Genomic DNA, 25,851 nt, shown 5'->3' with positions numbered 1-25,851 from the left:
GACCTCTAAAGCGCGGCGGCGAGTGCGTCCCGCATCTGTGCCGCACTTTGATACCGGGCATCAGGGTGCGGCGCGAGAGCCGTCTCCAGCACGATTTCGACGGCGAGCGGCACGTCGGGAACGAGATCGCGGGTCTTGACGGCCGGCGGGAGGGTCGCGATCTGGTGCAAGGTTCGGTCTGCAGGGTGGGGTGGCTGCCTAGTGATCATTTCATACAGGACGGCGCCTGCACCGTAGATGTCTCGCGGCACCTCCAGCCGATGGCCCTCACGGAATGCATCAGGCGGCATGTAGGTGGGAGTTCCGACCACGCTTTGATTCTTATGGATCTCAGAATTGAAGCTGGAGACACCGAAGTCCAGAATCTTCACTCGCCCGCTTTTCGATAAGACGAGGTTGCCGGGCTTGATATCACAGTGGATAATTCCAGCGCTATGGGAACAGTCAAGCCCGTCAAGGACATCCAGCATTACAGCTATAGACTCAAAAACGGTGAGGTGTGTCGTAGAAATCACTTCCGCAACATTCCACCCCTGCACATATTCCATGACGATGAAACGCCCCGTCATGTCGTCAATGAAGTCGTAGACAGCCCCAATGGACGGATGATTCAGGGAGGCCCCGGCCCGCGCCTCCACAAAAAGATGGCCGTCGATTTCTCGATCCCCTTCGATTGAGTGGACACTTTTCAGAACAACAGGCCGGCCTAATTTCGAGTCCTCGGCAAGGAAGATCGACCCCATCCCCCCACTGGACAACTTGATCACATTTATATAGCGCCGACTTCCCATCACAGTCGAGCCACCAACCGCCGGTTGAAACTTCCCCCCGAATTCTGCGAGGCCAAACGTCTTGGCGGTATTCCGGGCCATGCTAAACAGCCTGAGGCTCTCGGCCACGGATCCAGACTGCTGAAGGCGCGCGACGAGTTGCCTGAGGTACTCCCGCGGCGCCAGAGGGGCTGTTGGCGGCACGAGATCAGGGGTGTATGCCGGGTTGATCGCTAGGCCCATCCGGCCGGAGGTGTCATTGCCGGTACGGTCCGGTCGGGGTCGGCCCTTCGCGGCGAGGGCGTCTCTGACGCTCTCGTAGACCTGGTCAATCGTGAGAACCGATGGCCCGCCTTCGACCCCACCCCGGAGCACCTCTAGAAGCTCGCCGGTGAATGCGGTGTATAACTCGCCTTCAGGCGCAAGAGCAACACGGTCATCTCTGGCCGAGGTGATGACAACCGCACCTGCCGCCGCTGCCTGAGCTTTGACAGACTCGGACGTCCCACCCATGGCAACGTGCGCCTTGCCGCTGAAGCAGCTGTCGATTATCGTGATCTTACTTTTGGCGCGAGCCCGTCCGGTGAATTTCTTGAACCATGAATACGACACGCCAGTCCACGGCTCATCCAACCTTGAATTCGACAACGACAGGGAGAATTCCGAGTCTTCGTCAAGAATCCCGTGACCAGCATAATATATCAAGAGAGTGTCGCGTGCTGCTGACGCAGCCTCTCGCAGCGGCGCAATGATTTCCGAAGCGGTCTGGGCCGCTTCGATAACTTTGCAGTGTTCTGCGGGAAGATTCCAACCGTTAGGCGATGTGAAGAAGTCTCGCAGGCCGTCGAGGTTATTGGCGACAGCTGGTAGGTGGTCGGCAGCGCTGTACTGGGAGAATCCGATGAGGACAACACGTGACCGGAGTGGATCCGGCAGGTTGGTCAGGCCTGCAGCCGTCACGACGGGTCTTCGAGAGCCTGCGCAATCTGCCGGATCTTGTCCGGATCATCGGTGTCGAGAGTAACGCGTACCCGGCTTCCCTCGATGACGACCTTGGCTTCCGCCGGCTGTGTGCGACGCCATGCAGCGACCGCCACGATCAGGCTCGCCATCTGGAATCCGCTGTCAACGACAATCTGGACCGCCTCGAAAGCCACTCCCATGTCACCCTTGCGCAGTGGGGACCGGCTCAGCTCGACCTCGGCCTGGTCCCCGACGACTTCGTCCCCTCGAAGCCAGTCGGCCAGCCGGTGCAGGCTCGCCTGGCCTGCGGACTCAGGCCCCTCCACCGTCAACTGGTACACCGTCATCAGCTGCCCCCCTGTAATGCGTCTTGTGCCTGAAGGATACGCAAGACACTCCGCGGTCGAAGGTCGCTTACATGGATTGAGGGCGAAGGCCGCCCGTTCACAGAGGCCTCGGTGTTCATAGGTGCGTGGTTCCACAGGAAGATCCGCCGCTCCCATGACGTACCGTCCGAGTGGGAGCCAGTGGGTACCGCCGTCTCCTCACCGGGTCGGACTGCTGGCCCAACAGCTGATCGAGACCAGCAGCGCCGTATCGGCAGGAGCCGCTATCTGCCCACACATACGTGAAAGAAGGAGTGGGTGCCCCAGCCGTAGCCGAGGTGCCGGTTGCCGCGGCGGTCCAGGAGCAGCCCGTTGGGGTCGGGGAAGCGGGCGGAGTCGCGGTTGGCGGCGGCGAAGAGCAGCACCACCGGGAACTCATACGGTGCGCGCCCGCTCCCGGGCGACGGCGTTTCGGGCCTCTTCAAGGTGATCAACCAGCGGTATCTGGAGGCGAGCACGATCCTCACGACCAATGTCGGTATTGCAGATTGGGCAGGCGGCTTCGCCGAGCCGCCGTCGGCATCGACGGACCGTCTTACCGTCTCCGCTCGCCCCAGTCCCACTCCGACAACCTCCGCACAGGGGTGACCGGACGTGCTGGTTGAACTCCGGGCGTGCCCCATCTGCTGGACCCGGTTCCAGGTCAATCCCCAGGCAACCCGCCACACCTACTGCACCCCCGCTGCAAGGCCGAAGCAGCCAGGCGACGACGCCGTGAACGCGATGAAGCCGTCAACACAGCGGAGACCGACGTGGTCACGCGGCAGTCACCGGCACCCACACCCCTGACACCCACAGCTATCCGCAACTGCCCGCACTGCGATCAGCCCGTCACCATCGTGGCGCTTCTCGCCACCCCCGAAGCCGCGCGTCCCACCATCCCAGCAGCAAGTCCCGACGTCATCCCCATGCGTCGCAGTTGAGCAACCGCACGTCACTGATGTTGTCGCCCTCAGGCGGCGACAGGGTCAGCCGGCGTTCTCGAACCAGGCGCCGATGTTGTTCCACATGAAAGCGTCCTTCCAATCCGGGCGCCCCTTGGCCCAGCCGCTCAGGGCGACGATCACCTTTTCCTGGGAGATCGTCCGGGTCTGGTAGTGCTCTGCCGCCGTCCCGTCGCGGAACTCCAGTTGATAGGTGTTGTCATCCCTCAGCCACACCTGCACATACCAATCAGCGGCGGCCGCATCGTCGACTCGCTCGACGATCAAGAAGGCGTTGCCCCGGCCGAGGTTCGCCACCATCCGGCTCAAGGCCGTGGGCCCCGGATTCCTCACCTGACGACCGTGCTCGTCTCTCGCTTGCAGCATGGCCCGATCATCCCCCACAGCTCTGACACCCGAAGAGCAACCACGTCACGCCGGCTCTCGCTCCCCACGTTCCCCAGGGTAAGTTCACGCAATTCCCCGGGTGCCCGTCTGGCCGGGGCTCGTGATTCGTCTCGTCAGAGGTCGAGGCGAAGCTCGGCAGCCAATGGGGCATCGACGGAGCCGTAGCGCAAAACGACGTGTGCCGGGCGGAACGGCAGGTCGTTCAGGATGGGTGCCATGACGGCGAAGAGTGCGTCGGCGTCCGGTCCGTAGGCGTAGAGGACGACCTCGCCGCCACCATACTCGTCTCCGTCGAACTCGCCGACGTCGGCTTGCTCGATCGCCTCGGTCAGGAGGGACTGGGACTGGCGGACAACCTCTCGTTGGTCTGGCTCGCCAAGGCCATCATCAGCCAGTCGATAGTGAGCGATGACGGCGTGCTCGATGTCGGCTTCTGCTTCGTCTGTGTCGGCCATGCGGGAACGATCTCATCCCGGACGGACAGCCTCTCGACGGCGAGCGCACCAGCCGCGAGACCGAACCTCGCCCCCACCGGGGGCCGGGGCGAGGTCGGGCGGGCATCGGTGTCAGTCGAGCAGCGCCACGCACTCCCGAAGCAGGGGCTCCAGGCGCAGCAGGTGGTTCTCCTGCCGGTCAAGGACTTGGAGGGCGTCGAGGCAGGTGACGACCCAGCGGGCCTCGTCCTCGTCCTCGATCCGGAGCGCTATGGCGGCCACCGCGCTCTCCAGGTCGAACAGGGTCTCTTTGAACTCCTCGTCGAGAGCCCGGTAGCCGGTCGCGAGCAAAGGGCCCGCGTACACCCCCGTCGCTTCGACGAAGGACCGGGCGGCGACCCGGTCCCGACGCAGGCCGGCCAGGCGATGCAGGGCCGCGTCCGGGTCGCTGAGTTCGCCGTGGAGGCGGTGCGCCCTGTCGACCAGGACCGGCCAGCCTCCCGTGAGCTCGTGGAGTCGGTCCAAGCGGTCCTCCGTGTGGAACTTCTCCACGCGCTGGGCCCAGCCTCGCAGGCTGCCGCGGTCGTGCCGGCGCAACACGACGGGAGCGGCCGATGTGGGTTCGGTGCCCGTCAGCAGGGGGCGCCACAGTCCGAGCTGGCTGGGGTCGGTCACAACAACCACGGCGCGTGTCACGCCGGGTGTGGTGGGCAGCATCGTCTCGGCCTGGTCGACGGCCTGCCGGGGTGCTTCGGGGCGGGCGTCCGGGTAGCGGGCGAAGTCGCTGATGACGACCCGCCGCTCCCGGGGGCGGCCGCCAGTTAGCTCCTGCTTGTAGACGCTGGGCTTGCCGATGGCCGGCAGGGTCCAGTCTGCGATGCGTCCCGCGATCGCCCGAAGGGTGTCGCCCACGTCCCCGACTCCGGTCGCGGCGGTGCCGAGCACGATTCTCGTCTGATTCGACCGCTCTCCCAGGAGGTCGTCGAGCTGGGTGATGGTGAGCGGCGCCGGTCGGCCGTCGGGCAGCTCGGGGCGACCCTCTTGAACGATGCTCTCCTGGAGCTCGCAATCCTGCTCGGCCCTGAGCAGACGGGCGTCCACCTCGTGGGAGGTGCCGATCATGCGCAGTGCGTTCGGGCCGCGCAGGTGCCAGCCCTGGCCGTCGTGGTTGGGTGCGAGAACGCCGAGGCCCACCATCTCGGATAGGTAGGCGCGGAAGCCCTCGGTGTCGAGTTGCTCGAAGCCCCTGCGCCAGAACGTCTCGCACTCCTCGCGCAGCTCGGCGTCGCTCAGCCGGACCTCCAGGCCTCGGTGACGTGCGTGGTAGGCCAGAACGTTGGCGATCACGTCGTAGCGGTGGTCGAGGCTGAGGGTGTCCTTGAAAGCAGCCGAAATGCTGTCCCGCAGCCCAGTGTCTGACTCCACGCCCTCGATGTCGGCGATCTCCACCGCGTACGGGGGTCCTTCGGTCCCGCGTCGCATCCGCTTGCGGTGCATGAGCTCCACCAGCCGGTGGCCGAACATCTGGAGCAGGAACGGCTGGTAGGAGCAGTAGCCGAGCACGCGGTTGACCAGGTCCATGTCCTGGAACTCGAAGCCCAGCGCACGCATCGGATCAACCAGCAGTTCGGCGGCGGACTGGGGCGCGAGCGGGCCGATCACCTTCGGCGTCTGGGCGAGATGACTGAACGGCCCGTTGCTGGCGAGCTTTGTGAAGCGCTGCACGGAGTGCAGACCGGCGAAAACGACCTTGGCGCGGTCCTTGGTGTCGGTTCCTAGGCCTTTGAGCTTCTTGGTCTGGTCGAAGCGGGGAGCGTCGGCTTCGAAGAACTGGTCGCACTCGTCGAGCAGAATCAGCAGACGGCGGCGGGAGTCCCCGTCGAGCCAGACGCCGATGCCTGCGCGCACCCGTTCGGACATGTCCTTGACGGACTTGCGGCCCTGCTGCCCGACCAGGACCTCGGCCTTCCTGAGCTCCCGGTCAAGGACACTCCACAGCGCTTCAAGCCCCAGGGAGCTGCCCTTGCCGATGTTCTCCTGGTCCAGGTTCACGTACACCGCCAGCTGGTAGCCGGGGCGCTGCCCTTCGAACCGCTCCCCCGCATCGCTGAGGAGGGCGGACTTCCCGAGCCCGCGGCCGCCAAAGATGACCTGCGTGCCAAGCGGGTCCAGAACGCTCTTGCGTTCGGCGTCGCGGCCGTAGAACATCTCGCCGCCGATCCGGCCGCGCTTCTCCCTGATGTAGGGGTTGACGCCGGAGAACGGCAGCAGGGTCTGCGTGGCGGTGCTGACCTGGCGGTTGCCGCGCGCCGCGAGGTAGGCCAGGGCGGCGTCGTCCACGACCAGCATCGGCTGCAGCTGGCTGGAGCCGGCGGCGAGTTCGATGCGCGCCCCGCGGCTCAGCGTGCCGAAGTAGGCGACGAGGAGGCTCGTACCGCTTGTGTCGCTTTCGGCAAGGCTCATGACGACCTTGGCGGGAGGGCGGCCCCAGACCAGCAGCACGCGAAGGGTGCCCCCCTGTTCGCGAATCTGCGAGCCGAACGCGGGCGCCTTAGCCCTGCCGTTGATCTCCACCTCCGTCGCTTCGAACAGGCGGTACTCACGTCGGCGGTGAGACCTCTCGTCCAGCGGCTTGGCGCTCTTGGCGTCGTAGCCGAGGAGCTTCAGGGCAGGGAGCAGCTGCCTCCGGGCGGATACCTCCAGCCGGTCCTTCGGCTCGGTGGCGCCCAGTGCCCGCCACTCCTGAAGGGCATCTGCCGCCAACGCCGCCTCGTCGGTGGAGAGGGCGCTGTAGTCCAGGACGGGAATCTCCGGGTGCGTACCGCCGGACCGGACGAGGTCGACGAGAGCCTGGTCGATGCCCTTGGGTAGACCGTCGGGCACGGTCGGGAAGAAGTCGGTCAGGTGGGACTCGCCGGCATCGATCTCCGGGACTTCCTCGCCGATCTCCAGGAAGTAGACGAGGTCCGCTGCCGTGGCCAGGCCCCCGGTGTCCAGGTGCCTGAGGACCTGTGCGCGCAGCTCCTCGCCGGGGTCCAGGGCGTCGAGGCGGGCGCGGATCCGGTCGGCGGCCTGCTTCCGGAACTCGGGCAGGGCGTCCCGTACGGTGTCGAGGGCGCGCCGTACGTCCACGAGGTCGTACGTGTCGGAGTCGTCGAGCCGCCGGACGGCGTCGGCGAGGAGCTCCTGCAGGCTCAGGTCCTGGTCATCGGTGACGGCGCCGTCGGCCTGGGCGCGGTGTAGTTCAGCCACGAGGTCCCGGTGCTTTTCACGCAGCTCCGCGCGTCGGGAGGCCGCCCGGGCATCGATCTCGGCCACCGCGGTTAGCGTGAGCGCCCCGGGCTGCGGCCCAGGCAGCAGCCCCCGTCCCGCCAGTTCGACGAGCGTCCTCGCCGCGGCGAACGCGTCGAGGGCCAGCCGCTCGGCAAGGGCGTCCTGCCAGCTCCGTTCGACCGCCGTGAGCAGCCGGGCGAGCGGCGGGCGTTCGTCAACGCGGTCGCATACTTTGAGCAGTTCCACATCCAATACGAGTTCCGGGTCCACCGGGTTTTCGGCAAGTGGGGCCGCTGTCTTGCCGGCCAGCAGGTTGAACAGCTCATCCATCGACGCGTGGGCCGCCCAGGCGGTCGCGCCGTTGACGGCACCGGAGCTTTGGGCCAGTTGCAGCAGTTCGCCCAGTGCCGCCTCCCGGCCGTCCAGCAGGGATCGCCGCAGGGAGGAGATTTCCTTGACCGCCCTGTTGCTGTCGGAGCGGTCACCTCGACGGATGGTGTCGACCACCAGGCACCACTCCTTCGCCAGTGCGGCGACCCGCTCTACGAGGTGCACCAGGTCCTTCCGTCCGGAACCCTGGAGGGGCTTGCCGCTGGGCGAGCGGTGTTTGCGGTCCATGCGGTCGATCTCGTTGTTGATGTCTGGCAGCTTCGACAGACGCTCGGCCTGCTCGCGGACCCGGGCCGCTCCGTCGCGGTCGTCGGCGGCGACCGTACGCAACATGGATCCGAGAAGCCCGTCGTCCGCCAGCCACTGCTTGGCGATATCCGTCGCCCTGGCGAAGCGGAGCCGCGGCGGCAGAAGGTGGATACGGCACTGCTCGAGCAGCTCCCGCAGCCGGGCCTCCGCCCCGGAGATGTCGGCGCTGACCGCAAGCGGCGAGGCTGTTAGAAGGGCCCCGCTGAGTGCGCGGTCGGCGACGGCGGTCGCTGCCTCCCCAAGCCTTTCCGGCAGCCGGGGCGCCAGGGCCTTCAGCTGGGCGCCTGCCATGTGGTCCCCGGTGATCAGCGCCGTGCGCAGTAGGGCGGGCAGGAGGATGAGTTCGCTGCCTTCCGCGTCCCGGCCGGCGTGCCCGCCGTACTGCTGGAGCAGATCGGCGGTCAGCCGGGCGCCCTGGCTGTCACCGGGCGTCAGCAGCCCGGCCGCGCCGGCAAGGCGGAGCGCCACGACCTGCGGCTCGGGGTGGCCGGCAGCGAACGCCACTTGGTGGGCCAGTCCGAAACGTCGTTCCACGACCAGGTGCGTCAGAACGCGGTCCGTGGCCGCGGCGTCGGCGTCCACCTCGGTGGCGTTGGCGGTGGCGGTGCCCGTGCCGGTTGCGGCGGGGGCCTGCCGGGCCGGCTCGACCGGCAGGGCCTCCCCGTCGTACAGCGCGGGTGCGGCAGGCAGGGTCGTTGCCTCCGGGGCCGCGGCGAGTGCCGTCGGCTCATGGGCGGCGGCCTGCGCAGTCGGCGTGTCGTCGGTGGTGGCCGGGTCAGCCTCCGGCTTCGCGACGGGCGCTTGGGGTGCGTGGTCGGCGCGGGGCCGGCGTCCTTCGGAGGCGCGGTCTACCGGCGCCTTGACCGGGCGCTCGTCCGTCTGCTCGGCGAGCAGCTGGACTGGGTCGGCCGTCGTGTCGGCAACGGGGGGCTCGTCGGCCGCCCCGGCGGCGCCTTCGGTGGTGTCCGCCGTCGGCTGTCCCTTGGTCTCCGGCGGCTTTGCGGCTGCCTCCGGTCGGGCCAGGACAAGGTGGTCGGCGACGAGCACCGCCATGGCACAGCCGGGCAGAACCTGTACCACGCGGTCTTGCAAGGCCAGGATCTCCGCCGCCTCATACGCTTGTCGCCCCTTGCGGAGCAGGCGTCCCAGGTCGGTGAGGGCGGCGGCTTCCTGCCGTTGCGGCTGCTCCCATGTCGCTGCGTCGAGCAGACGGGCGGTCTCGGCACGCACGGTCTGGGCGGCGAGGGCGGCGGGGGAGCTGTCCGGCAGGGATGCCACGCCGTGCAACTCCCGCAGAGCCTTCCGTGCTTCGCGGTCGCGCTCGCGTGTCGTCCGGTGCTCGCGTGCGGCCCGCGTCATGTCCTCCAGACGACGGGGGACCCTGGTGATCCCCGCTGCCCGGAACACCGCGTCGGCGCTGTCGAAGGCGGCGCCGAGCGTGCCCAGCGCGGTCAGGTCGTCCTCGTGCGGAGGGCACCCGTCCGCCACCGCACTGGTCGCGTTCTCCGCAGCCTGCCGGGCTGCCGCGAGGGCCGACTGCACCTCTCGGCAGGCCGCCTCCGGGTCCAGCCCCTCCGTGCCGCCGGCCTCGTCCCAGGCTTCGTCGCCTGTGGCCGCGGGCAGCTCGCTGGGGACGCCGGACTCCGGCACGGCCAACACAGCGCTTTCGGAGTCACCTGCGGACGACTGCTCAAGGCCCTTCCGGAGGAACTCCAGGTCCGGGTACGCCGCGCGGGCGGACCGCGCCGCGTCGGCCACAGCGGCCAGGCGTACCGCCTGGTCCTCGTCGGCCAGCTCCGTGAACCAGTCCCGGTCGGCCGTCCAGGCGAGGACGTGTGCATGGAAGACGGATGCGTTGCACCAGGCGAATACCGTGGTTCGAATCAGCGTTGCGCCCCATCGCGAGACGGGATCGGAGACGGTCTCGCCGTTGTCGTCCTGTGCGAAGACGGCCTCGCCGATCTGGTTCATCACCGTGGTCGTGAGGTCGCTGATGCCGCAGCGGCATTTGTGCTGCCGGGCGTCGCGACGCAGCCGGGAGAGGACGTCTTGGCACAGCGCCCTGCCCGCGCGCCGTGGGGCCGCTATGCGGATGCCCAGGTTGCCTAGCAGTTTCTGCCGGTGTGTCGGCGGAAGGGAGTTGAAGGCCAGTTCCACCATGTCGGCCGTGAGTTCGTTCACGGCGGCCCCGACCGGATCTTCAAGGGCGTTGAGCGCGGAGGCCAGTCCCTGCAGGGCCTCGGCTGAGACGGTGGGCGGGGACAGCGGCGGCCCCGTTATGACGTGGTAGCGGTCGTGCATATACGCCTGCTCCATTTCTGCGGCTGGTGGTGCGGGTGCGGGATCGGCTCACGCGGGCTCCGAGCCGAAGGAGAGGGGCGGGATGGGTGAGGGCACGGATGCGCGACTCAGCGGCCGCGTGTGTGCTCGGTGACGAAGGTGTAGCCGTAGGGCAGTTCCCAGCCGTCCGCCTTGCCGAGCCTGCGGCAGTGGTCGCGGAAGGCTGCCCGCTGCGCCGCGCTGGGTGAGCAGCCCGGACGCAGGCGTCGCAGGTGGCCAGCGACGAGCTGGAGGGGGAGCTGCCCGGCGCCGTCCGGTTCCGTGTCGCCCCAAGGGCGTTTCTCCCGGTGCCGGAGCGGGCGGTAGGCGACGAGCGGGATGGCGGGCTGCCCCTCGCGGGCCGGGTAGTGCGGCTGGCCCCAGGCGTCCCGGCTACCGAGGGCGGACTCCAGGCGGCGCTCCGACAGGAGCTCGGCGAGCGCCGCCTCCAGCGCGAGTGCCTGCGGCCGTGCCGGCGGGCGCCCGTAGGCTGCGCTCGGCAGCACAGAGCGGTCCAGCAGGGCATGGCCGTCCAGGGTCAGCAGCCCGCACCGGCGCACGGCGCGCAGCACCAGCTGGCGCGGGCCGAGGCCGACCGCGCTGTCGCCGTGGCGGTCGCTGCCCGGGGGGTCCTCTCTGGTGAGGACACGGGGGTCGTAGCGGTGACCGATCACACGATCGTCGACCTCCAGAGTCTCCTTGAGCGGCGTCGTGGTCGCGCGGATCACCCTTCCGCCGCGGGGCCAGCACAGTTCGAGGAACAGGCCGGGGAAGAAGTCGAGGGGCCAGGCGATGCCCGTCAGCCGGCTCGATACGTCACCGAGTTCAGCGGTGACGTCTTGTCCCGCCTCGTGTGCGTTCGCGGTCCGGCCGGAGTGGTCGAGTTCGAGACGTGTCCTGACCCGCGGGCCGTGCGACCGGCGGAGTTCGCGCTGGACATGAGGGTGCAGGGGGAACCAGCCGTCCATCAGGTGGGCAAGCCGCAGGGGCGATCGCCACACGACCCCATCGGCATCGTTCCGCAGGAGTTCGCAGGCGCCGAGGTCGGCGTCGGTGAGGGGTTGATCGACCGGATCGGCGTCCGCTTCCGACTCCGCCTCCTGCTCTGGCGGAGCGGGAGCCGTAGACGCCCAGCCGCGCCCTGACGGGATCAGCGGGTCGCCCGACGGCTCGGTACCGCCAGGGTAGTGCGACCTCCAGACACCCCCGCTCTCGAAGGCGTCGTCAAGCGTAACCAGGCAGCCGCTCTCGAAGAGGCCCTGCTCGCTGTCCCGCCGAACGACATCGGCGAGCGTCAGGTTCGCCCTGCACACCGCCGTGGCGTACCCCACTCCCTTCAGCAGTTCCGCAGCACCGGGCACCTGGCGCAGCCGCGGTCCGACCGCCGTGTACACGTTGACGGGCGCAGTGAGACCGTGGCGCCGCTTCGCCGGCGTGGCCGCGTGTTCCACGGCGGCCGCGAGGGACTTGAGGTCGTTGCCGCCGAGCGGGCCGGCATCGCCCCAGCACTCCGCAAGAGAGGTCCGGGGCACGGCGTAGTGGCCCCATGTGCGCAGCAAGTCGCTGGACAGCAGAGCGGTCTGCACCGTGTCCAGCAAGTCGAGCAGCCCCGCCCGCAGCAGCTCCTCGCCCGCGCCGCCCACGAGTTCGGCGAGGGACACGGGTACGAAGGGGCTGAGCAGCTGCTCGCGCCCCGTGGTCAGGAGGTAGTCCGCGTAGGCGGTCAAGTCATCCCGCCGGGCGGCCTCCGGGGACGGATAGCTGACGTCGACGACGACGTGCCCTTCCCCGCTGAGCCAGCGCCGGCGCGTGCGCAAGCGGTGGAGCTGGGCTTGCGAGAGACGCAGGGCTGGGCCGAAGGCATCGAGATCCGGGACAATGCGCTCCCGGCGGCGAAGAGTGGGGCCGCTCGCCGGCCTTCCCGGGCCCTCTGCGCCGGCGGGTGCCCCCGACACCCAGGCCGGGACATCCCCGAGCGGCCCGATCTCTGGGTGTGCGCCCTCGCGGTAGACGATCTCCGCGTAGAGCGGATCCGATCCTGTGGCCACGCACACCATGGCACCGACCGGAAGTACGGGAGCGCGCTCCCCGAGGGTAATGACCGGGAAGTCATCCAGGCGCAGCGGACTGCCACCGTAGCCGTCGCCGTTGAGGTCGTACCCGAAGTACACGGCATTGAAGGCGACCGCGGTGTGCACTGGTGCACGGCGGCTTGCGACCACGGCTTCGAGGTATCGCACCAGCCGCTGCAGCTCACGGTCTGGTACAGCTGCGCGGCCCTGCGCCATGGAGGTGGTCAGCAGAGGCTCGTCACCGTACGGATCGAGCAAGCTCGTCCGCCCGCTGTCGCTGACCGTTGCCGACACGTAAGGGTCCCCACCCATGACACCTCCACCGCACTGCGCACGACCCGATCCACCTGCGGCAATTCCCGCAGCCTACGCGGAGGCATGATTTCCTGTGGCACTTTCCTCACTTTGCGAACGCTGACGGGCGTACACCTGCCTATGGCCGTGCCCGGAGACGGTGGCCGGATCCTGGGCAGGGCCGCGCGCTTGTCGCACCCGGCCGTGCGCCGGGAGTTGGTCCTGCGGATCACCCCGCCGCACCTGCTGGCCCTCACAGCAGTGCTCGGCGCCGGCGACGTCGGTGCGCTCCTGACCGAGGGCGCTGTCCCCGTGTGGCCGCTCTGGTTCTCGCGCTCGGGACGATGGCGGACGACGGCGCGCTCCGCGCGGTGCTTCGCCGACGGCGGCTGACGGGCGTCCTACCCAACAACACGAGCTGGTACCTCGTCGCGGTCTCCGACACAGCGGACGGCGCACGCCGGCCCGCCGACTGCGAGGGACACTCGATCGTGGCAACCGCCGCCGGTGCGGCGCCCGGAGGGTCCGCACCGGCGCAACGGATGACGTCGTCGGTCAGGGGAGGGCAATGGCGGTGGTGCCGTCAGCTGGCCATGTACGCAACGTCGGCGTAGCGAGCGGGCATGGGACCAGGCCGAGGCTGGCCTGGTGGATGCTGCCGACCGGGGCGGTGCCGGCGACGTGTGACGGCAGCCGGGCCTGCCCGCGGCGACAGCGCCACGGGGCCGGGAGCAACCCGTCCGAAGGCCGTGCAGCACGGTGCGAACGCCCGGGAGGCCTTCTCCCGGCCACCTGTTTCACAAGAGCGCAGGTCAGCACACTCGTCCGCGCGCCTTCAGCGGCCCCGACGGGAGCTGCGGTGCAGGGATCGGGGGGCCGTCGTAGCCCTTGACCTCGCCGTAGCGGGTGCCGTTCGTCCAGTCCTCGCGGAACTGGGCGATCTCCTCGTGGGACCGGCCGATCCAGTTCCAGAACCCTTGGATTGCTCGACGTTTCCGCAGTTCAGAGGCGTACGGGTCCGTCGAAGTCAGCAAAAGTCAGCATCGGGGCGCCTCGCCGGCCGCGCGACCTGAGCGATTCGCTTCGAGCGTCAGTCGTCGATCGCCTGGTAGAAGGTGGTCCAGAAGTCCTGCATGGCACGCGCCGAGTCCGGGTTGGACATCCCGGTCTGGGTGAGCAGGATGCCGACGAGCTGGTTGCGGGGGTCGGCGTAGGTGGTGGTGCCGGCTCCGCTGTCCCAGCCGAACTGGCCGATGGGCGCGCAGTCGCCCCGGTATGTGCGCACCGTCATCCCGAAGCTCCAGCCGCCGGTCTGTCCCTGACCATGAGACAGGTGGACGACACTTCGGGCCCAGGCCTGGAGGGCGGCCTGCTGCTCGGGGGTGAGGCGGTTGGTGGTCATCATCTCGACGGCGGGTCGGAACAGGATCCGCTCGGTGCCGTGCATCCCGTGGTTGAGTAGCATCCGGAAGTAGGCGTGGTAGTCGTCGACGGTCGAGTCGAGCCCGCCGCCGGACTGGAACGCCGGGGGCCTGCTGTGGTGTCCACCCTCGGCAGGGTCCTCCACGGTGAACTGGCCGGTCTGCGGGTCGGGGGCGTACAGGGGCGGCGGCCGGTCGAGCTTGTCGGCGGGCATGTGGAAGCCGGTGTCCGTCATGCCCAGCGGGTCGAAGATGCGCTCGCGCAGGAACGCCTCGAACGACTGGCCGGTAACCCTGGCCACCAGCACGCCGAGCACGTCGTCGCTGACGTTGTACAGCCACCGCTCCCCCGGCTGGTACGTCAGCGGGAGCGCGCCCAGGCGCCGGATCCACTCGTCCGGCTCCACCGCCGGCAGCATCCATCCGTTCTCGCCGTAGACCTTCCGCTCGAAGTACGCGCTCATCATCGGGGAGCCCATCGCGGTCATGTCCAGCCCGAGCCCGCAGGTGGAGGTGAGCAGGTCCCGTACGGTGATCGGGAGGCGTGCCGGGACGGTGTCGTCCAAGAGGCCGTCGGGGCGTTTGAGCACTCGCCGGTCGGCCAGTTCAGGCAGCCAGTGGTCTATCGGGTCGTCGAGCCGCAGCCGGCACTCGTCCAGGAGGACCATGGTCGCGGCGACCGCGACCGGCCTGGTCGTCGAGGCCATCCGGAAGATGGTGTCGCGGCGCATCGGAGGGCCACCGTCATGGCGCATCGTCCCGATCGCCTCGACATGGGTCTCGTCGCCCCGGCCGATCAGGGCGACGAGTCCGGGGATCTCCTTGGACTCGACGTGCGCTTCCAGTACCTCGCGCAGTCGGCGCAGTCCTGCTGCGGATAAGGCCTTGCTGCTGTTTCCCGTCATGGATCTCCTTGCACGCAGTGGTCGGTTGCGACGGCGCCGCGGGCATGCGGCGCGGGGCGGCCACCGGGCATGACCCAGTGGCCGCGTGATGCGGTGAGGCGGTGAGGCCGATGCCCGGGCCCCTGGGGCGATGTGCCGAGGCGCGGTCAGAGCGTCTTGTCTTGCTTTCCGGTCTCGTTGGCGGCGGCACGCTCGATGTCGTCCGTCAGCTGCTTGCGCGTGCGGGCGGGCACGTAACCGCCGTCGGTGTAGTTCTGGACGAACGCCTCGGCGAACTCAACCGGGCCCTCACCGACGATCTCGCGGATCGGTGTACCACTCACCGCCGCCTGCTCGAACAGGTCGGCTAGGTCTTCGAAACATCGACGCGTTGCTCTCGCCGTCGGTCGGCACGAAGTGCATCAGGTACCGCTCGATCGCCTCGACCGCCGCGCGCTGGTGCTCGGGAAGCTCCTTGACGCGCGCCTTGTACGCCCTCCAGCGCTGACCGCACTTCACCGCTCCGGGTGAAACCGGGAGTACGCCCGCAGGGTGCCGGCATCCTCTCAGGAGACCGTCCGCGGGGCTTCACGGAACGTCGGCTGCCCCGTACCGCGACGGCCGGAGCTCGTTGCAGCCCTGTCAGATCCAGCCGTTGCGCGCCGCGTGAAGAGCCATCTGGAAGCGCGTCACCGATCCTGCACGGGCGTTGATCGCCTCCACGTGCCGGGACAGCGTCCGGCGGCTGATGCCGAGGAGCTCGGCGATGGTGTCGTCGGTGACCCCCGTGGCCAGCAGTTCCAGGATGCGCCGGTGGACCGGCTGCAGGCCGCAAGGCGCGCGGTCGTTCAGGTGCATCGGCAGCGCCGCCCGCCACGAGGTCTCGAACAGTCCTGCGAGCGCGGACAGCAGGCTGGAGGGATGGACCACCAGCAGGTAGTCCTTGACCTCGGACTCGACGAACGACATCGACACGATGGCCAGGCGCTGGTCGTAGATGGTGAGTTTCACCGGAACCGTCGGCAGGACCCGGGCCTGTTCCCCCGCCGCGATGCACGGCTGGATGTTGATGCTGTAGTAGTTCGTGTTCTGCACGGCAGATCTGGAGTAGACCACCCGGTACTCCACACCACAGCCCAGCTTCTCGATCTCGACCGGGTTCGCGGTGGCGTGCGTGTGGTACGGCGGGGAGTCGAAGCGCAGGACCTCGGATTCCACGGCCTTCTCGAAGTTCCAGATCCGTTCGGCGACATGCGGCCCTCTGACGACCTCGATGAGGTCGTCCGTTCCCTGCGGGGCCATCGATCGCCGATACCGCCGGTACGCCTGCTGTGCCGCGAGGTGCGCTTGGTGGACCTCGGCCGTCCGGGTGTGGGACAGGCTCTCCAGGGCGATCGTCGGCTCGACCGGCACGTGTTCGCCCGCGTCCGATTCCGAGTCGCCGCCCGTGACGGTGATCAGGCCCAGCCTGCGCAGATGCGCCAGGTGCCGGTCCAGCACGTGCTTCTCGAACGGCATGCCGTTCCTGTGGCCACGGCGGTGGCTGCCGATCCTCGCCGCCAAGCGTTCCGTGGTGCAGGACCCGGTACCGAGCAGGGTCACGTAGATGTCTGCCTGCAGCCGGCTCAGGCCGAGACGGCACAAGTGCGCGCGTACGTCTTCTTCGGGCATCGGACCACCCCCGTGAGAACGGCACGACCACGTTCCGCCAGAAGGCGGCGCCGCCCATCGAGGCGGCCCAGCCATGGCCGTACGTGCGAACTGGCCTGACATCGTTGCACGTTGGGCTAAGCGGAGCAAAGAATTCTCCTGGTCGCCCGGCCTGACGACGTGGGGTCCGCGCCCCCGTCGCCGGTCATCCATGCGCCATCCTCACCGCTTGCCCTCCGCGCGGCACACCGGTTCCGCAGAGCGGCCCCGTCTCGCTCCCCGCGCCCCCACGACAGCGCCGGCGTCCCCGGTCACACCCGCATGCCCATCGGCGCCACCGGCCACCACCGGCCACCACACCGGGGCGAGGGGGAGTACACCGGTGGTGCCCCGGGACCACCGGGGCCGATCCGCTTCCCCCGGAGGCCCCTTTGCCGCTCCGCCATCCCCGCCCGTCCTACCGGTCGTTCAGCATCGCCGTGGCCATGGCGACGGCCGTCATCGCCGTCACCATCACCGTCGATCCCGCCGAGGCGGGCCCCGCCCACGGCCGTGTGCGCAGCGCCGCCGATCCCATACCCGGCCGCTACCTCGTGGTCTTCAAGGAGGCACCCGCCACCCCCGACCCCGCCCCCGCCACGGTTTCCGGCGGGCCGGCCCCCGACAGCGACCATCAGGCCGCCGCCTCTGCGGCCGAGCGCACCGCACGCGCCCACGGTGGCACCGTCCGCACCGTCTTCAGCACGGCCCTGCGCGGCTACGCCGCCGACATGACCGAGGCCCAGGCAGCCCGCGTGGCCGCCGACCCCGCCGTCTCCTACGTCCAGCAGGACGGTCTGCACGCCGTGTCGGCGACGGGCCAGAGCGACCCGCCGTGGGGCCTGGACCGCGTAGACCAGCGCGACCTCCCGCTGGACCGCACATACACGGCTGCCCGGCCCGCCGCCGACGTCACCGTCTACCTCGTCGACAGCGGTCTGCGCACCACCCACGCCCAGTTCCAGGGACGCGCCTCGATCGGCGTGGACGAGGTCGGCGACGGCCGCAACGGGGCCGACTGCACCGGCCACGGCACCCACGTCGCCGGCACCGTCGGTGGCAAGGACTTCGGCGTGGCCAAGGGCGTCAAGCTGGTGGCCGTCCGCGTCACCGACTGCCGCGACCGGGCCGCCACCTCGGCGATCATCGCCGCGGCCGACTGGATCACCGCCCACGCCGTCAAGCCCGCCGTGGTGAACATGAGCATCAACGGCGGCGGAAACTCCGCCGAGGACCAGGCCATCAAGAGGTCCATAGCATCAGGCGTCACCTGGGTGGTCTCCTCCGGCAACGGCAACACCGATGCCTGCGACAACTCACCCGCCCGCATCGGAGCCGCCCTGGTCGTCAACAACTCCACGGCCGACGACGTCCGCCGCTCGGACTCCAACTTCGGCCCCTGCACGGACCTGTTCGCCCCCGGCACCTCGATCACCTCCGCCGGCCACCAGAGCGACACCGCCGACCGTAGGCTGTCCGGCACCTCGATGGCCGCCCCTCACGTCACGGGCGCCGCTGCCCTGTACCTGTCGGCGCACCCCACTGCCACGCCGGCCGAAGTCCACAGCGCACTGGTCGGCGCCGCTACCACGGGCAGGGTGCGCAGCGCGGGCAAGGGCACCCCCAACCGGCTGCTCTTCACCGGCGGCCTCTAGAAGCCCTACATCCCGGGCCCTCCGCTCCGCGCCCAAGCCCCACCCACCCACCCACCCACCAGGCTCCTGCCCCGCACGTGCATCGTCCTCCGCCCCGCCCGGCCGCCGCAGCACCAGCCGCGGCCGCCGCGCACGGGGCCCGGACCGGCAGGCCCCCCAGAGCAGTCTCGGCAGCCTCGCCCACCTGCGCCAGTGGCAACCACGAGCCACCGCCGTCCACCACCTGAAGGTAGAACCGACTGCGGACAGCGGGACCACCACCCGTCCGCACGATCCCTGTCACCCACCTCCCGGCCGGTCCGCCCCGCCCCCCACCGGCGCCGCCGGCGGCCCGTACGGATCCCCGCGACGGGCACCACGCCCCTCCGGCGGACCCGCACCCCCACGGCGGCCCAACCCGGCCCAGCCCCTCAACCCCTCATGGAGAGAACATGCACGAACGAGAACCGGCGCAGCACCACCACGGCAGGAACCTGCTGATCGCGACCTCCATCGCCGCCCTCATAGCCGGCGGCTTCATGGTCAACGCATCCGCCGGCCAGCCCCCTGCCGAGGACCCCGCACCAGGCACCGCCGTGGCCCAGCTCGCCGAGCCCGGCGCCACCATCACCACCGCCAGGATCAGCGGCGACACCTCGAAAGCCGCCACGACCGCCGAACGCAAGGTGTGCTCCGAAGGCGCGAGCTGGCTACGACTGCGCTTCACCGACCTGACACTCCGCGGCAACGACACCATCACCCTCACCGGCTCCTCCGGCGGCACCTACACCCTCACCTCCAGCAACGGAACGGCCAAAGACTTCTTCACCCGCGCCTTCGACGGCAACTGCGTCACCATCACCCCCAAGCTGACCCAGGCCGGCAGCAGCTACGCCATCGACGCCCACCAGTCCGGCCGACAGGCCCTGGCAGCCGCCTCCGTCCGCGTGGCCGCAGCAGGCGACATCTGCGGCGAAGCCTGCAACCAGACCGCCCCCGTGGTGACCGCCATGGCACCCGCAGCCGTGATCACCGCCGGCGACAACGCCTACGAATCCGGAAAGCTCTCCGAGTTCAACGGCGCCTACGACAAGAACTGGGGCAAATTCAACTCCATCGTCCACCCCTCGCCCGGCAACCACGAGTACAAGACCACCGGTGCGGCCGGCTACTTCGACTACTACCAGGGCAAGGGAGTCAAGACCGGCGACCGGGACAAGGGCTACTACAGCGTCGACGTAGGCGACTGGCACATGGTCGCCCTCAACTCCAACATCAGCACCAGCGCCGGCAGCGCCCAGGAGAAGTGGCTGCGCGCCGACCTGGCGGCCAGCACCAAACCGTGCACGCTGGCCTACTGGCACCACGCCCGCTTCTCCTCCGGCGACCACGGCGACAGCAGCGGCACGGCCCCCCTGATGAAGGCACTCACCGACTACAAAGCCGATGTCGCCGTATGGGGCCACGACCACCACTACGAGCGGTTCGCCCCCGCCCTGTCCAACGGCACCAAGGACACCGCCAACGGCATACGGTCCTTCGTGATCGGCACCGGCGGCCGCGCCCTCTACAGCGCCCGCAACACCTCCTCCGGACCCTCCGAGGTGTTCAACAACAACACCTACGGCGTAGGACAGTTCGACCTCACCTCCACCGGATACTCCTTCGCCTTCAAGCCGGTCGCCGGCCGCACCTTCACCGACTCCGTCAGCGGCACCTGCCACACCAAGGGCAACGGCCCCGGCCCCGGCCCCACCCCGACACCCACCCCGACACCCACGCCGACACCCACGCCGACACCCACGCCGACCCCGACGTCCACCGGCCCCACCCCCACCCCTGGCCCGGGCGGACCCACATCGGGAACGACGTACCAGCTGGTCAACGCGAACTCCGGCAAGGCACTCGACAGCCCCGCCGGCAACGGTGACGGCGGCCACCTGGTGCAGTGGACCGGCGGCAACTTCAACAACCAGAAGTTCACCGCCACCAAGAACTCCGACGGCACCTACCAGCTCAAGGTCAAGAGCAGCGGCCTCTGCGTCGCCGGCGCCCCCGGCTCCACCAGCGACGGAACAGCCGTTCAGCAACGCACCTGCAGTACGGCAGCGGACCAGAAGTGGAAGATGACCGCCTCCGGCAGCGGATTCACGGCGACCGCGCAGCACAGCGGCAAGTGCATGGACGTCACGGGCAGCTCCAAGTCCGACGGAGCCCGCATCGTCCAGAACTCCTGCGACGGGCGCGCCAGCCAGCAGTGGAAGTTCAACACCGCCACCTGACGCCCTGACACCACCCGCAGGCCCACCCCGCCCCGACCACCTCCTCCGCCGGAGCGTCACGATGTATCTGTCACAGGCCAGAGCCACCGACCCCAGCCGCGACACCATCCCCGGGCCGCACGCAACCCCCGCGACCCGCGGCGACACCACGAAATCGAAGGTGCCCGCCACCGTCGTGACCCTGGGCCTGGTCAGTCTCCTCACCGACGCTTCGGCGGAGATGGTCACCGCGATCCTGCCCATGTACCTGATGTACGGACTGGGCATCGGCTACCTGCAACTCGGCGCACTGGACAGCCTCCACACCGGTGCCACCGCCCTGTTCCGGATCGGCGGCGGATACGCCGCCGACCGGTTCGGGCACTCCAAAGCCGTCGCCACCTGCGGATACGCCCTCTCCGCACTGACCAAACTCGCCTTCCCCGCCGTCGGATCGGCACCCGCCGTCGGCGCCCTGGTGGCAGCCGACCGCATCGGCAAAGGCATCCGCACCGCACCCCGCGACGCGCTCATCACCTCCGCCGTCCCCGCGGCCGACCTCGGCCGTGCCTTCGGAGTCCACCGAGCCCTGGACACCTGCGGCGCCCTCCTGGGCCCTCTGATCGCCTTCGCCGTGCTCCTCGCCGTCCCGGGCGACTACGACACCGCCTTCCAGGTCAGTTTCTGCCTCGCCGCCGCAGGCGTCGTCGCCATCGTGGCCTTCGTCCGCCGCGGCCCGCTCCTCACCCCCCGCGAACGCGGCCTCGGCCTGCGCGAACGCCTCGCCTCCCTGCGCACCCCCGCCATCCGGCGCTGCACCCTGGCAGCCGCACTGCTGGGACTGCTCACCGTGGGCGACATGTCCTTCTACATCGGCCTGCAACGCCGCCTGGACCTGCCGGCCGAAACCCTCCCGCTCCTGCCCATCGGCACCGCACTCGTCTTCATGACGGCGGCCGTACCGGTCGGCGTCCTCGCCGACCGCATCGGCCGCTGGCCCCTGTTCCTCTGCGGCCACCTCGCCGCCCTGGCCGCCTACCTCTTCCTCTGGCTGGCCCCCTTCACCGGATGGCCCGCCACCGCCCTCACCCTCCTGCTGTACGGCCTCTTCTACGCCGCCACCGACGGCGTCCTCATGGCACACATCGCGCCCCTCCTCCCCCAGGAGACACGCACCACCGGCCTGGCCGTCGTCCAGACCGCGCAGTCCCTCGCCCGGGCTGCCGGAGCGCTCGCCTTCGGCACCGCCGCTGCCCTAGGCGGACTCACCACCGCCTTCGCCGTCTTCGGCTGCGCCTTCATGGCCGCTGTCGCCGCCGCCCGCCTGATCCACCGACCCGGGAAGGACACATGAACCTCACCCGCACCGTGAGCGCCACCGCCCTCATCGTCGCCCTGCTCGGCACGGCCGCGGCCACCGTCGCCTGGCGGGGAGCCACAGCCGCACCGGACACCGCCACCCTGCAGCTGACCCGGCCGGGGACCCTCGTCGTCGTCGACGCCCACGGCACCCGGGTCCACCAGAAGACCCGCGAAGGCACGGACATCGGCACCGGACCGGCCTGCCGCCGCGCCGCCGTCGCCGCCGGAACCCTGGTCTGCCTGCAGGGCCTGCCCGGCCCGTTCTCCTCAGAAGTGCGCATCTACCGGCCCGGCCGGACCGCACCCGCGGTCACCCTGCCCGTCTGGGGCAACCCCAGCAGGGCCCGCGTCTCCCCGACCGGGCACCTGGTCGCCTGGACCGTCTTCCGCTCCGGCGACTCCTACGCCGCCTCCGGCCAGTTCTCCACCACCGCCGGGATCTACGACCTCCGCAACGGTGACCACTACGGCTCCCTGGAAGACTTCACCGTCCTCCTCGACGGCAAGCCCACCCCACCCGAGGACCGCAACTTCTGGGGCATCACCTTCGCCGCCGACGACCGGACCTTCTACGCCACCATGTCCGCGAACGGCTCCACCCACCTCATGCGCGGAGACCTCACCACGCGCGAACTCACCGCCTTGCGCACGAACGTGGAGTGCCCCTCCCTGTCACCCGACGAAACCCGCATCGCCTACAAGAAGCGCGTCGGGGCCGACTGGCAACTCCACGTCCTGCACCTGGGCACGGGTCAAGACACGCCGCTTGCCGCACCCGCCGGCATCGACGACCAGGCCGCCTGGCTCGACGACACCACCGTCGCCTACGGCAGGACGGAACAGGGCAAGTCCTTCGTCTACGCGGTCCCCGCCGACGGTTCCGGAAAGCCGGTGCAACTGGCAGAGGGCAGTTCCCCGTCCATGACGACAAGCGCACGTTGACGGCGGGCCCCGCGACGACCCCAGCGGCCCCGCCGAACCGCCCGTGAGGAACAGACCGAGCATGCACCAGCACTCCCTCCCGCACTCCGACCAGGCCCAGGCCGTCCACCACCCGCACCTCCCCGACCCCCGACGCCGGGAGCTTCTTCTGGCCTCGCCGCTCACCAGTCCGCCCCGTTCACGGCCACGGAAACAGCGGGGCGCGGTCCTGCGGATCACGCACACCTACGAGTACCGCGTCACCGACGAGGACGCGCTCCTGCACGCCGCGGCCGAACGCGGATGGCGGCCGCTGCCGGCATCCGAACGCGACCAGGACGACCCACGCGACCTGATCGGGGCCATGACCGCCCTCACCGCGCACCCCGACGTCGCCGGTACCCGGCCCCTGGAACACCGGAGCACCGCAGAACTCCACACCCTCAATCCCGTTCCCGCCCCGCTGCTCCTACCTGTACGCGCACCCGGTCCCGGTTCCGGTTCCGGCCCCGGCGGTGCGGGCGGACCGGCTCACCGCGGTGCCGCGCGTCCGCCGGACGAGCGGACCGGATCCGTCCCCGCCGGCCGGACACCGGACTTCGCGTCCCTCTTCGCCCCCCGCAACCGCCCGTGCACGGTCGCGGACCGGCAAGCAGGGAAACACCGGTGGCAGCTCACTCCCCGTACCGCCGACCTCCTCCACACAGCGCTGGCCGTTCTCGCCGACCAGGCCTATGACGACGCGCAGTACCTCGCGGACCGTCTCCTGTCCGACGCCGGCCCCGCGTCACCCGAGGTCTTCGACCGGCTGCCCCCGGTCACTTGGAGCGCCGACCACCGCTGGCGGCGGCGGATGGCGCGCGCCTTCGACGACTTGGCCGGCGACCTCGTGGACGGGCATGTGCCCGAGCCCACCTGCACCGCCGAGGAGGTGGCCCTCCACCTTGCCGTCCAGGACGTTCCCGCCCACCTGGAGGATCTCTGCGAGGACGACGAGCACAACAGGCTCCCGCAGCACCGGGACGACTACGACCTCTCCCATCCGCCCTTCCGCAACGAAGACGTCCTCATGCTCTTCCACACCGGCAGCACGGGCCCGGCCGGCCTCGGCCGGACCGCCTGGTTCACCCCCTTCGACCCCCGTTCAACCAGGAACCCCCGCAGGGGCTTCCGCCGCTAGCGCTGTGGCCGGGCGAGCCGTTCGAGACAGCCGCAGAGGTGGGAGAGCATAGGAGCCCATAAGCGGAATGCCCTTTCCCGGTCCTTCTGGTCGGGGACTGCGCCGTCATCCTTGCCCCGGAGCGGTCGCCGGTGCTGGGACGGCGCCCTCCGGTGCAGGTGCCGGGCCTTGGACATGCTCCTGCCGATCATTTTGCGAATGCATCACTGAGCATGACAAAATGATCATGGCTTTATTTCTCACACGGGGCGGTTCGATGGGGGACGAAGACATACGGGGTCAGCTGTGCCGTCTGGGGCTGACCCGCATGCAGGCGGAGATCTACGCCTGCCTCCTCGCAGAGGGGCCCGGTGGGACGGAGGACCTGACAGTGCGGATGGGCCGCCACCGGGGCGGCCGCGAGACCGGGCACCTCCTCTTCGCGGCTCGGGTGCTGGACCGCGACGTGGCGCACCTGCGCAGGCTGGGGCTGATCACCACCACGGGAACGGACGGGGGCGAGCACACACCCGTAGAGCCGTCGATTGCGCTGGAAGCCATGGCCCACACCCGCGCGGCCGAGGTGCAGCAGGCGCACCTGGCGGCCAAGCAGGCCTATCGCGACTACCGGCGCTCCGTGACCCCGCAGGGAACGGAGGACCTGATCGAAGTGATCAGAGGCCCGCACGTCGCCGAACGCATCTGGAACATCGAGGAGGCCGCCGAGTCACAGGTCCTCCGCTTCGACTCCCCGCCGTACCACACACACTGCACGGCCAACCCAGTAGAGATCGAGAAACTCGGCAACGGCGTGGAATACCGCGTCGTCTACTCCAGGTCCGCCGTCCAGAACGCGGACTACTACAACATCAACATCAAGCCCTGCATCGCGGCGGGTGAGCAGGCCAGGGTCCTGCCGACGGTCCCGGTGAAACTGACCGTCTACGACCAGCGCCTGGCGATCGTCTCGATGTCGTACGTCGAGTCCGAGGTAAAGGACTACCTGCTGATGGTCCATCCCTCCAGCCTGCTGTCGGCACTGACGGGCCTCTTCGAGACCTCGTGGCGTTCCGCGCTGCCGATGCACCTCAACGAACGCGTCCCGTGCAGCCTGCAACCGGTACACCGACGCATCCTGGAGCTCCTGGCCACCGGCGTCAGCGACGACACCATCGCCGAACTCCTCGGCGTGAGCCGCCGCACGCTGTCCCGCCACCTCGAGGTGATGAACTCCCGCGCCGGCTCGACGACTCGCTTCCAGATGGCCCTCCACGCGGCACGCAACGGCTGGATCTGACCAACCCCGGCTCTGCTGGGGGCACTACACAACTTTGCTTCTGAGAATTCTGTGGTCCGGGTGGGTTCGGCTGCGGCAGCCCCCGCAGGTGAAGTCCGCAGCGTACGGGAGGAGGGCGGGAAGAACTGCCGCTGCCGGCGCCTTCGCACCGCCGGCGCCACGGCAAACGGAATCCTCTCGGAGCGGTGCTGCGATCCCCGACGCCCGGGGTACGAGGCCCACCGGCCGAACCGCATCGGGACCAGTGACACGCACCTACGGGCCGGGCAGGGCGGTGACGGGGACGACGATCCGTTCGACGGCGTCGACGAGCAGTTCGGCCATCCGCGGCTCGACGCCGGTGAACTCGCGGGCGGCCTCGATGTCCTGAGCCTGGACGGCACGGAGGTAGCTGAACGCGCTGATCGCCGTGTTCGGGGTCATCGGGGTGGGTGAGCGGCAGGGCGGTGGGATCGGGCATGGCGGCTCCTCCGGTACGGGCGGCCGTGCGGTTCACGGCGGCCACGAACCGACGCTCGAACGGAGCCCTGTGGACCGAGTCCGGCGCCGAGGGGGGGAAACTCTCCCCCCTCCGGGTTCGTGACTGGACACGCTTGGTGGCGGCTGGCCACGTACTTGGCGGGCCCGGTATCGACGAACACGTGAGTGAGATTGAGCCCATCACCTGACCCGTGAGCAGAGT

Annotated in this window: 19 protein-coding genes; 7 read left to right on the top strand and 12 right to left on the bottom strand. The window is 69.5% G+C overall.

All coding sequences use genetic code 11. From position 1 onward, the window contains the following. Nucleotides 1–5 precede the first annotated feature (5 nt). The 7 genes from AB0O53_RS01270 to AB0O53_RS01240 all read right to left on the bottom strand — a co-directional run bounded on the left by AB0O53_RS01270 (nt 6) and on the right by AB0O53_RS01240 (nt 11,992). The gene (locus AB0O53_RS01270) at nt 6–1,730 is read right to left on the bottom strand and encodes a caspase, EACC1-associated type (protein WP_365192575.1); all 1,725 of its coding nucleotides are present in this window, start codon (nt 1,728–1,730) and stop codon (nt 6–8) included. Next, entirely contained in the window at nt 1,727–2,080 is a 354-nt protein-coding gene (locus AB0O53_RS01265; RefSeq protein WP_350988678.1) for an effector-associated constant component EACC1, read from the bottom strand. The genes AB0O53_RS01270 and AB0O53_RS01265 overlap by 4 nt, the downstream gene beginning before the upstream one ends. A gap of 263 nt (nt 2,081–2,343) precedes the next feature. Then, entirely contained in the window at nt 2,344–2,487 is a 144-nt protein-coding gene (locus AB0O53_RS01260; RefSeq protein ID WP_350988676.1) for a hypothetical protein, read from the bottom strand. A 600-nt stretch (nt 2,488–3,087) separates the two neighbouring features. Beyond that, a complete protein-coding gene (locus AB0O53_RS01255) occupies nt 3,088–3,429 on the bottom strand; it encodes a hypothetical protein (protein WP_350988674.1) in 342 nt (113 codons plus the stop codon). Nucleotides 3,430–3,563: 134 nt separating this feature from the next. Beyond that, nucleotides 3,564–3,905 (bottom strand): hypothetical protein, encoded by a 342-nt coding sequence (locus AB0O53_RS01250; RefSeq protein WP_350988672.1) that lies wholly within the window; start codon nt 3,903–3,905, stop codon nt 3,564–3,566. Between the two features lie 111 nt (nt 3,906–4,016). Continuing rightward, nucleotides 4,017–10,157: a hypothetical protein gene (locus AB0O53_RS01245; protein WP_365192571.1), complete on the bottom strand. Its 6,141-nt coding sequence runs from the start codon at nt 10,155–10,157 to the stop codon at nt 4,017–4,019. A 107-nt stretch (nt 10,158–10,264) separates the two neighbouring features. Beyond that, complete coding sequence (locus AB0O53_RS01240; RefSeq protein ID WP_350988668.1) at nt 10,265–11,992, bottom strand: hypothetical protein; 1,728 nt, start codon at nt 11,990–11,992, stop codon at nt 10,265–10,267. A gap of 696 nt (nt 11,993–12,688) precedes the next feature. On the opposite strand from AB0O53_RS01240, the gene AB0O53_RS01235 reads away from it, so the two are divergent. Then, nucleotides 12,689–12,934 carry a hypothetical protein gene (locus AB0O53_RS01235; RefSeq protein WP_350988666.1) on the top strand — a complete coding sequence of 82 codons (246 nt, stop codon included), beginning with the start codon at nt 12,689–12,691 and terminating at the stop codon, nt 12,932–12,934. A 419-nt stretch (nt 12,935–13,353) separates the two neighbouring features. Here the strand turns inward: AB0O53_RS01235 and AB0O53_RS01230 are convergent, their stop codons facing one another. The 4 genes from AB0O53_RS01230 to AB0O53_RS01215 form a co-directional block, all read right to left on the bottom strand. Next, a complete protein-coding gene (locus AB0O53_RS01230) occupies nt 13,354–13,575 on the bottom strand; it encodes a pirin (RefSeq protein WP_350989695.1) in 222 nt (73 codons plus the stop codon). Between the two features lie 56 nt (nt 13,576–13,631). Next, complete coding sequence (locus tag AB0O53_RS01225) at nt 13,632–14,867, bottom strand: serine hydrolase domain-containing protein (protein ID WP_350988664.1); 1,236 nt, start codon at nt 14,865–14,867, stop codon at nt 13,632–13,634. 146 nt (nt 14,868–15,013) lie between these two features. Beyond that, complete coding sequence (locus AB0O53_RS01220) at nt 15,014–15,190, bottom strand: hypothetical protein (protein WP_365192569.1); 177 nt, start codon at nt 15,188–15,190, stop codon at nt 15,014–15,016. Between the two features lie 298 nt (nt 15,191–15,488). After that, on the bottom strand, nt 15,489–16,517 hold the full coding sequence (locus tag AB0O53_RS01215) for a helix-turn-helix transcriptional regulator (protein WP_365192567.1): 1,029 nt from the start codon (nt 16,515–16,517) through the stop codon (nt 15,489–15,491). 410 nt (nt 16,518–16,927) lie between these two features. Between AB0O53_RS01215 and AB0O53_RS01210 the strand changes: the two genes are divergently transcribed. From AB0O53_RS01210 to AB0O53_RS01185, 6 genes are all read left to right on the top strand, one after another. Next, complete coding sequence (locus AB0O53_RS01210; RefSeq protein WP_365192565.1) at nt 16,928–18,190, top strand: S8 family peptidase; 1,263 nt, start codon at nt 16,928–16,930, stop codon at nt 18,188–18,190. Between the two features lie 431 nt (nt 18,191–18,621). Next, complete coding sequence (locus AB0O53_RS01205) at nt 18,622–20,451, top strand: RICIN domain-containing protein (RefSeq protein ID WP_365192564.1); 1,830 nt, start codon at nt 18,622–18,624, stop codon at nt 20,449–20,451. A gap of 61 nt (nt 20,452–20,512) precedes the next feature. Next, entirely contained in the window at nt 20,513–21,784 is a 1,272-nt protein-coding gene (locus AB0O53_RS01200; protein WP_365192562.1) for an MFS transporter, read from the top strand. After that, the gene (locus tag AB0O53_RS01195; protein WP_365192561.1) at nt 21,781–22,734 is read left to right on the top strand and encodes a TolB family protein; all 954 of its coding nucleotides are present in this window, start codon (nt 21,781–21,783) and stop codon (nt 22,732–22,734) included. Before AB0O53_RS01200 ends, AB0O53_RS01195 begins: the two co-directional genes overlap by 4 nt. A gap of 61 nt (nt 22,735–22,795) precedes the next feature. Continuing rightward, the gene (locus AB0O53_RS01190) at nt 22,796–23,893 is read left to right on the top strand and encodes a hypothetical protein (protein ID WP_365192559.1); all 1,098 of its coding nucleotides are present in this window, start codon (nt 22,796–22,798) and stop codon (nt 23,891–23,893) included. Nucleotides 23,894–24,149: 256 nt separating this feature from the next. Then, a complete protein-coding gene (locus tag AB0O53_RS01185; protein WP_365192557.1) occupies nt 24,150–25,169 on the top strand; it encodes a helix-turn-helix domain-containing protein in 1,020 nt (339 codons plus the stop codon). Nucleotides 25,170–25,424: 255 nt separating this feature from the next. On the opposite strand, the gene AB0O53_RS01180 is transcribed toward AB0O53_RS01185, so the two are convergent. Beyond that, nucleotides 25,425–25,592, bottom strand: coding sequence for a hypothetical protein (locus tag AB0O53_RS01180; RefSeq protein ID WP_365192555.1), 168 nt, complete (start codon nt 25,590–25,592; stop codon nt 25,425–25,427). Between the last annotated feature and the right edge of the window lie 259 nt (nt 25,593–25,851).

The organism is Streptomyces erythrochromogenes, assembly GCF_040684695.1.
In the GTDB taxonomy this organism is placed as follows: domain Bacteria; phylum Actinomycetota; class Actinomycetes; order Streptomycetales; family Streptomycetaceae; genus Streptomyces; species Streptomyces erythrochromogenes_C.
Note: the sequence above shows the minus strand (reverse complement) of the source record. Positions and strands in the feature narration are given on the sequence as shown.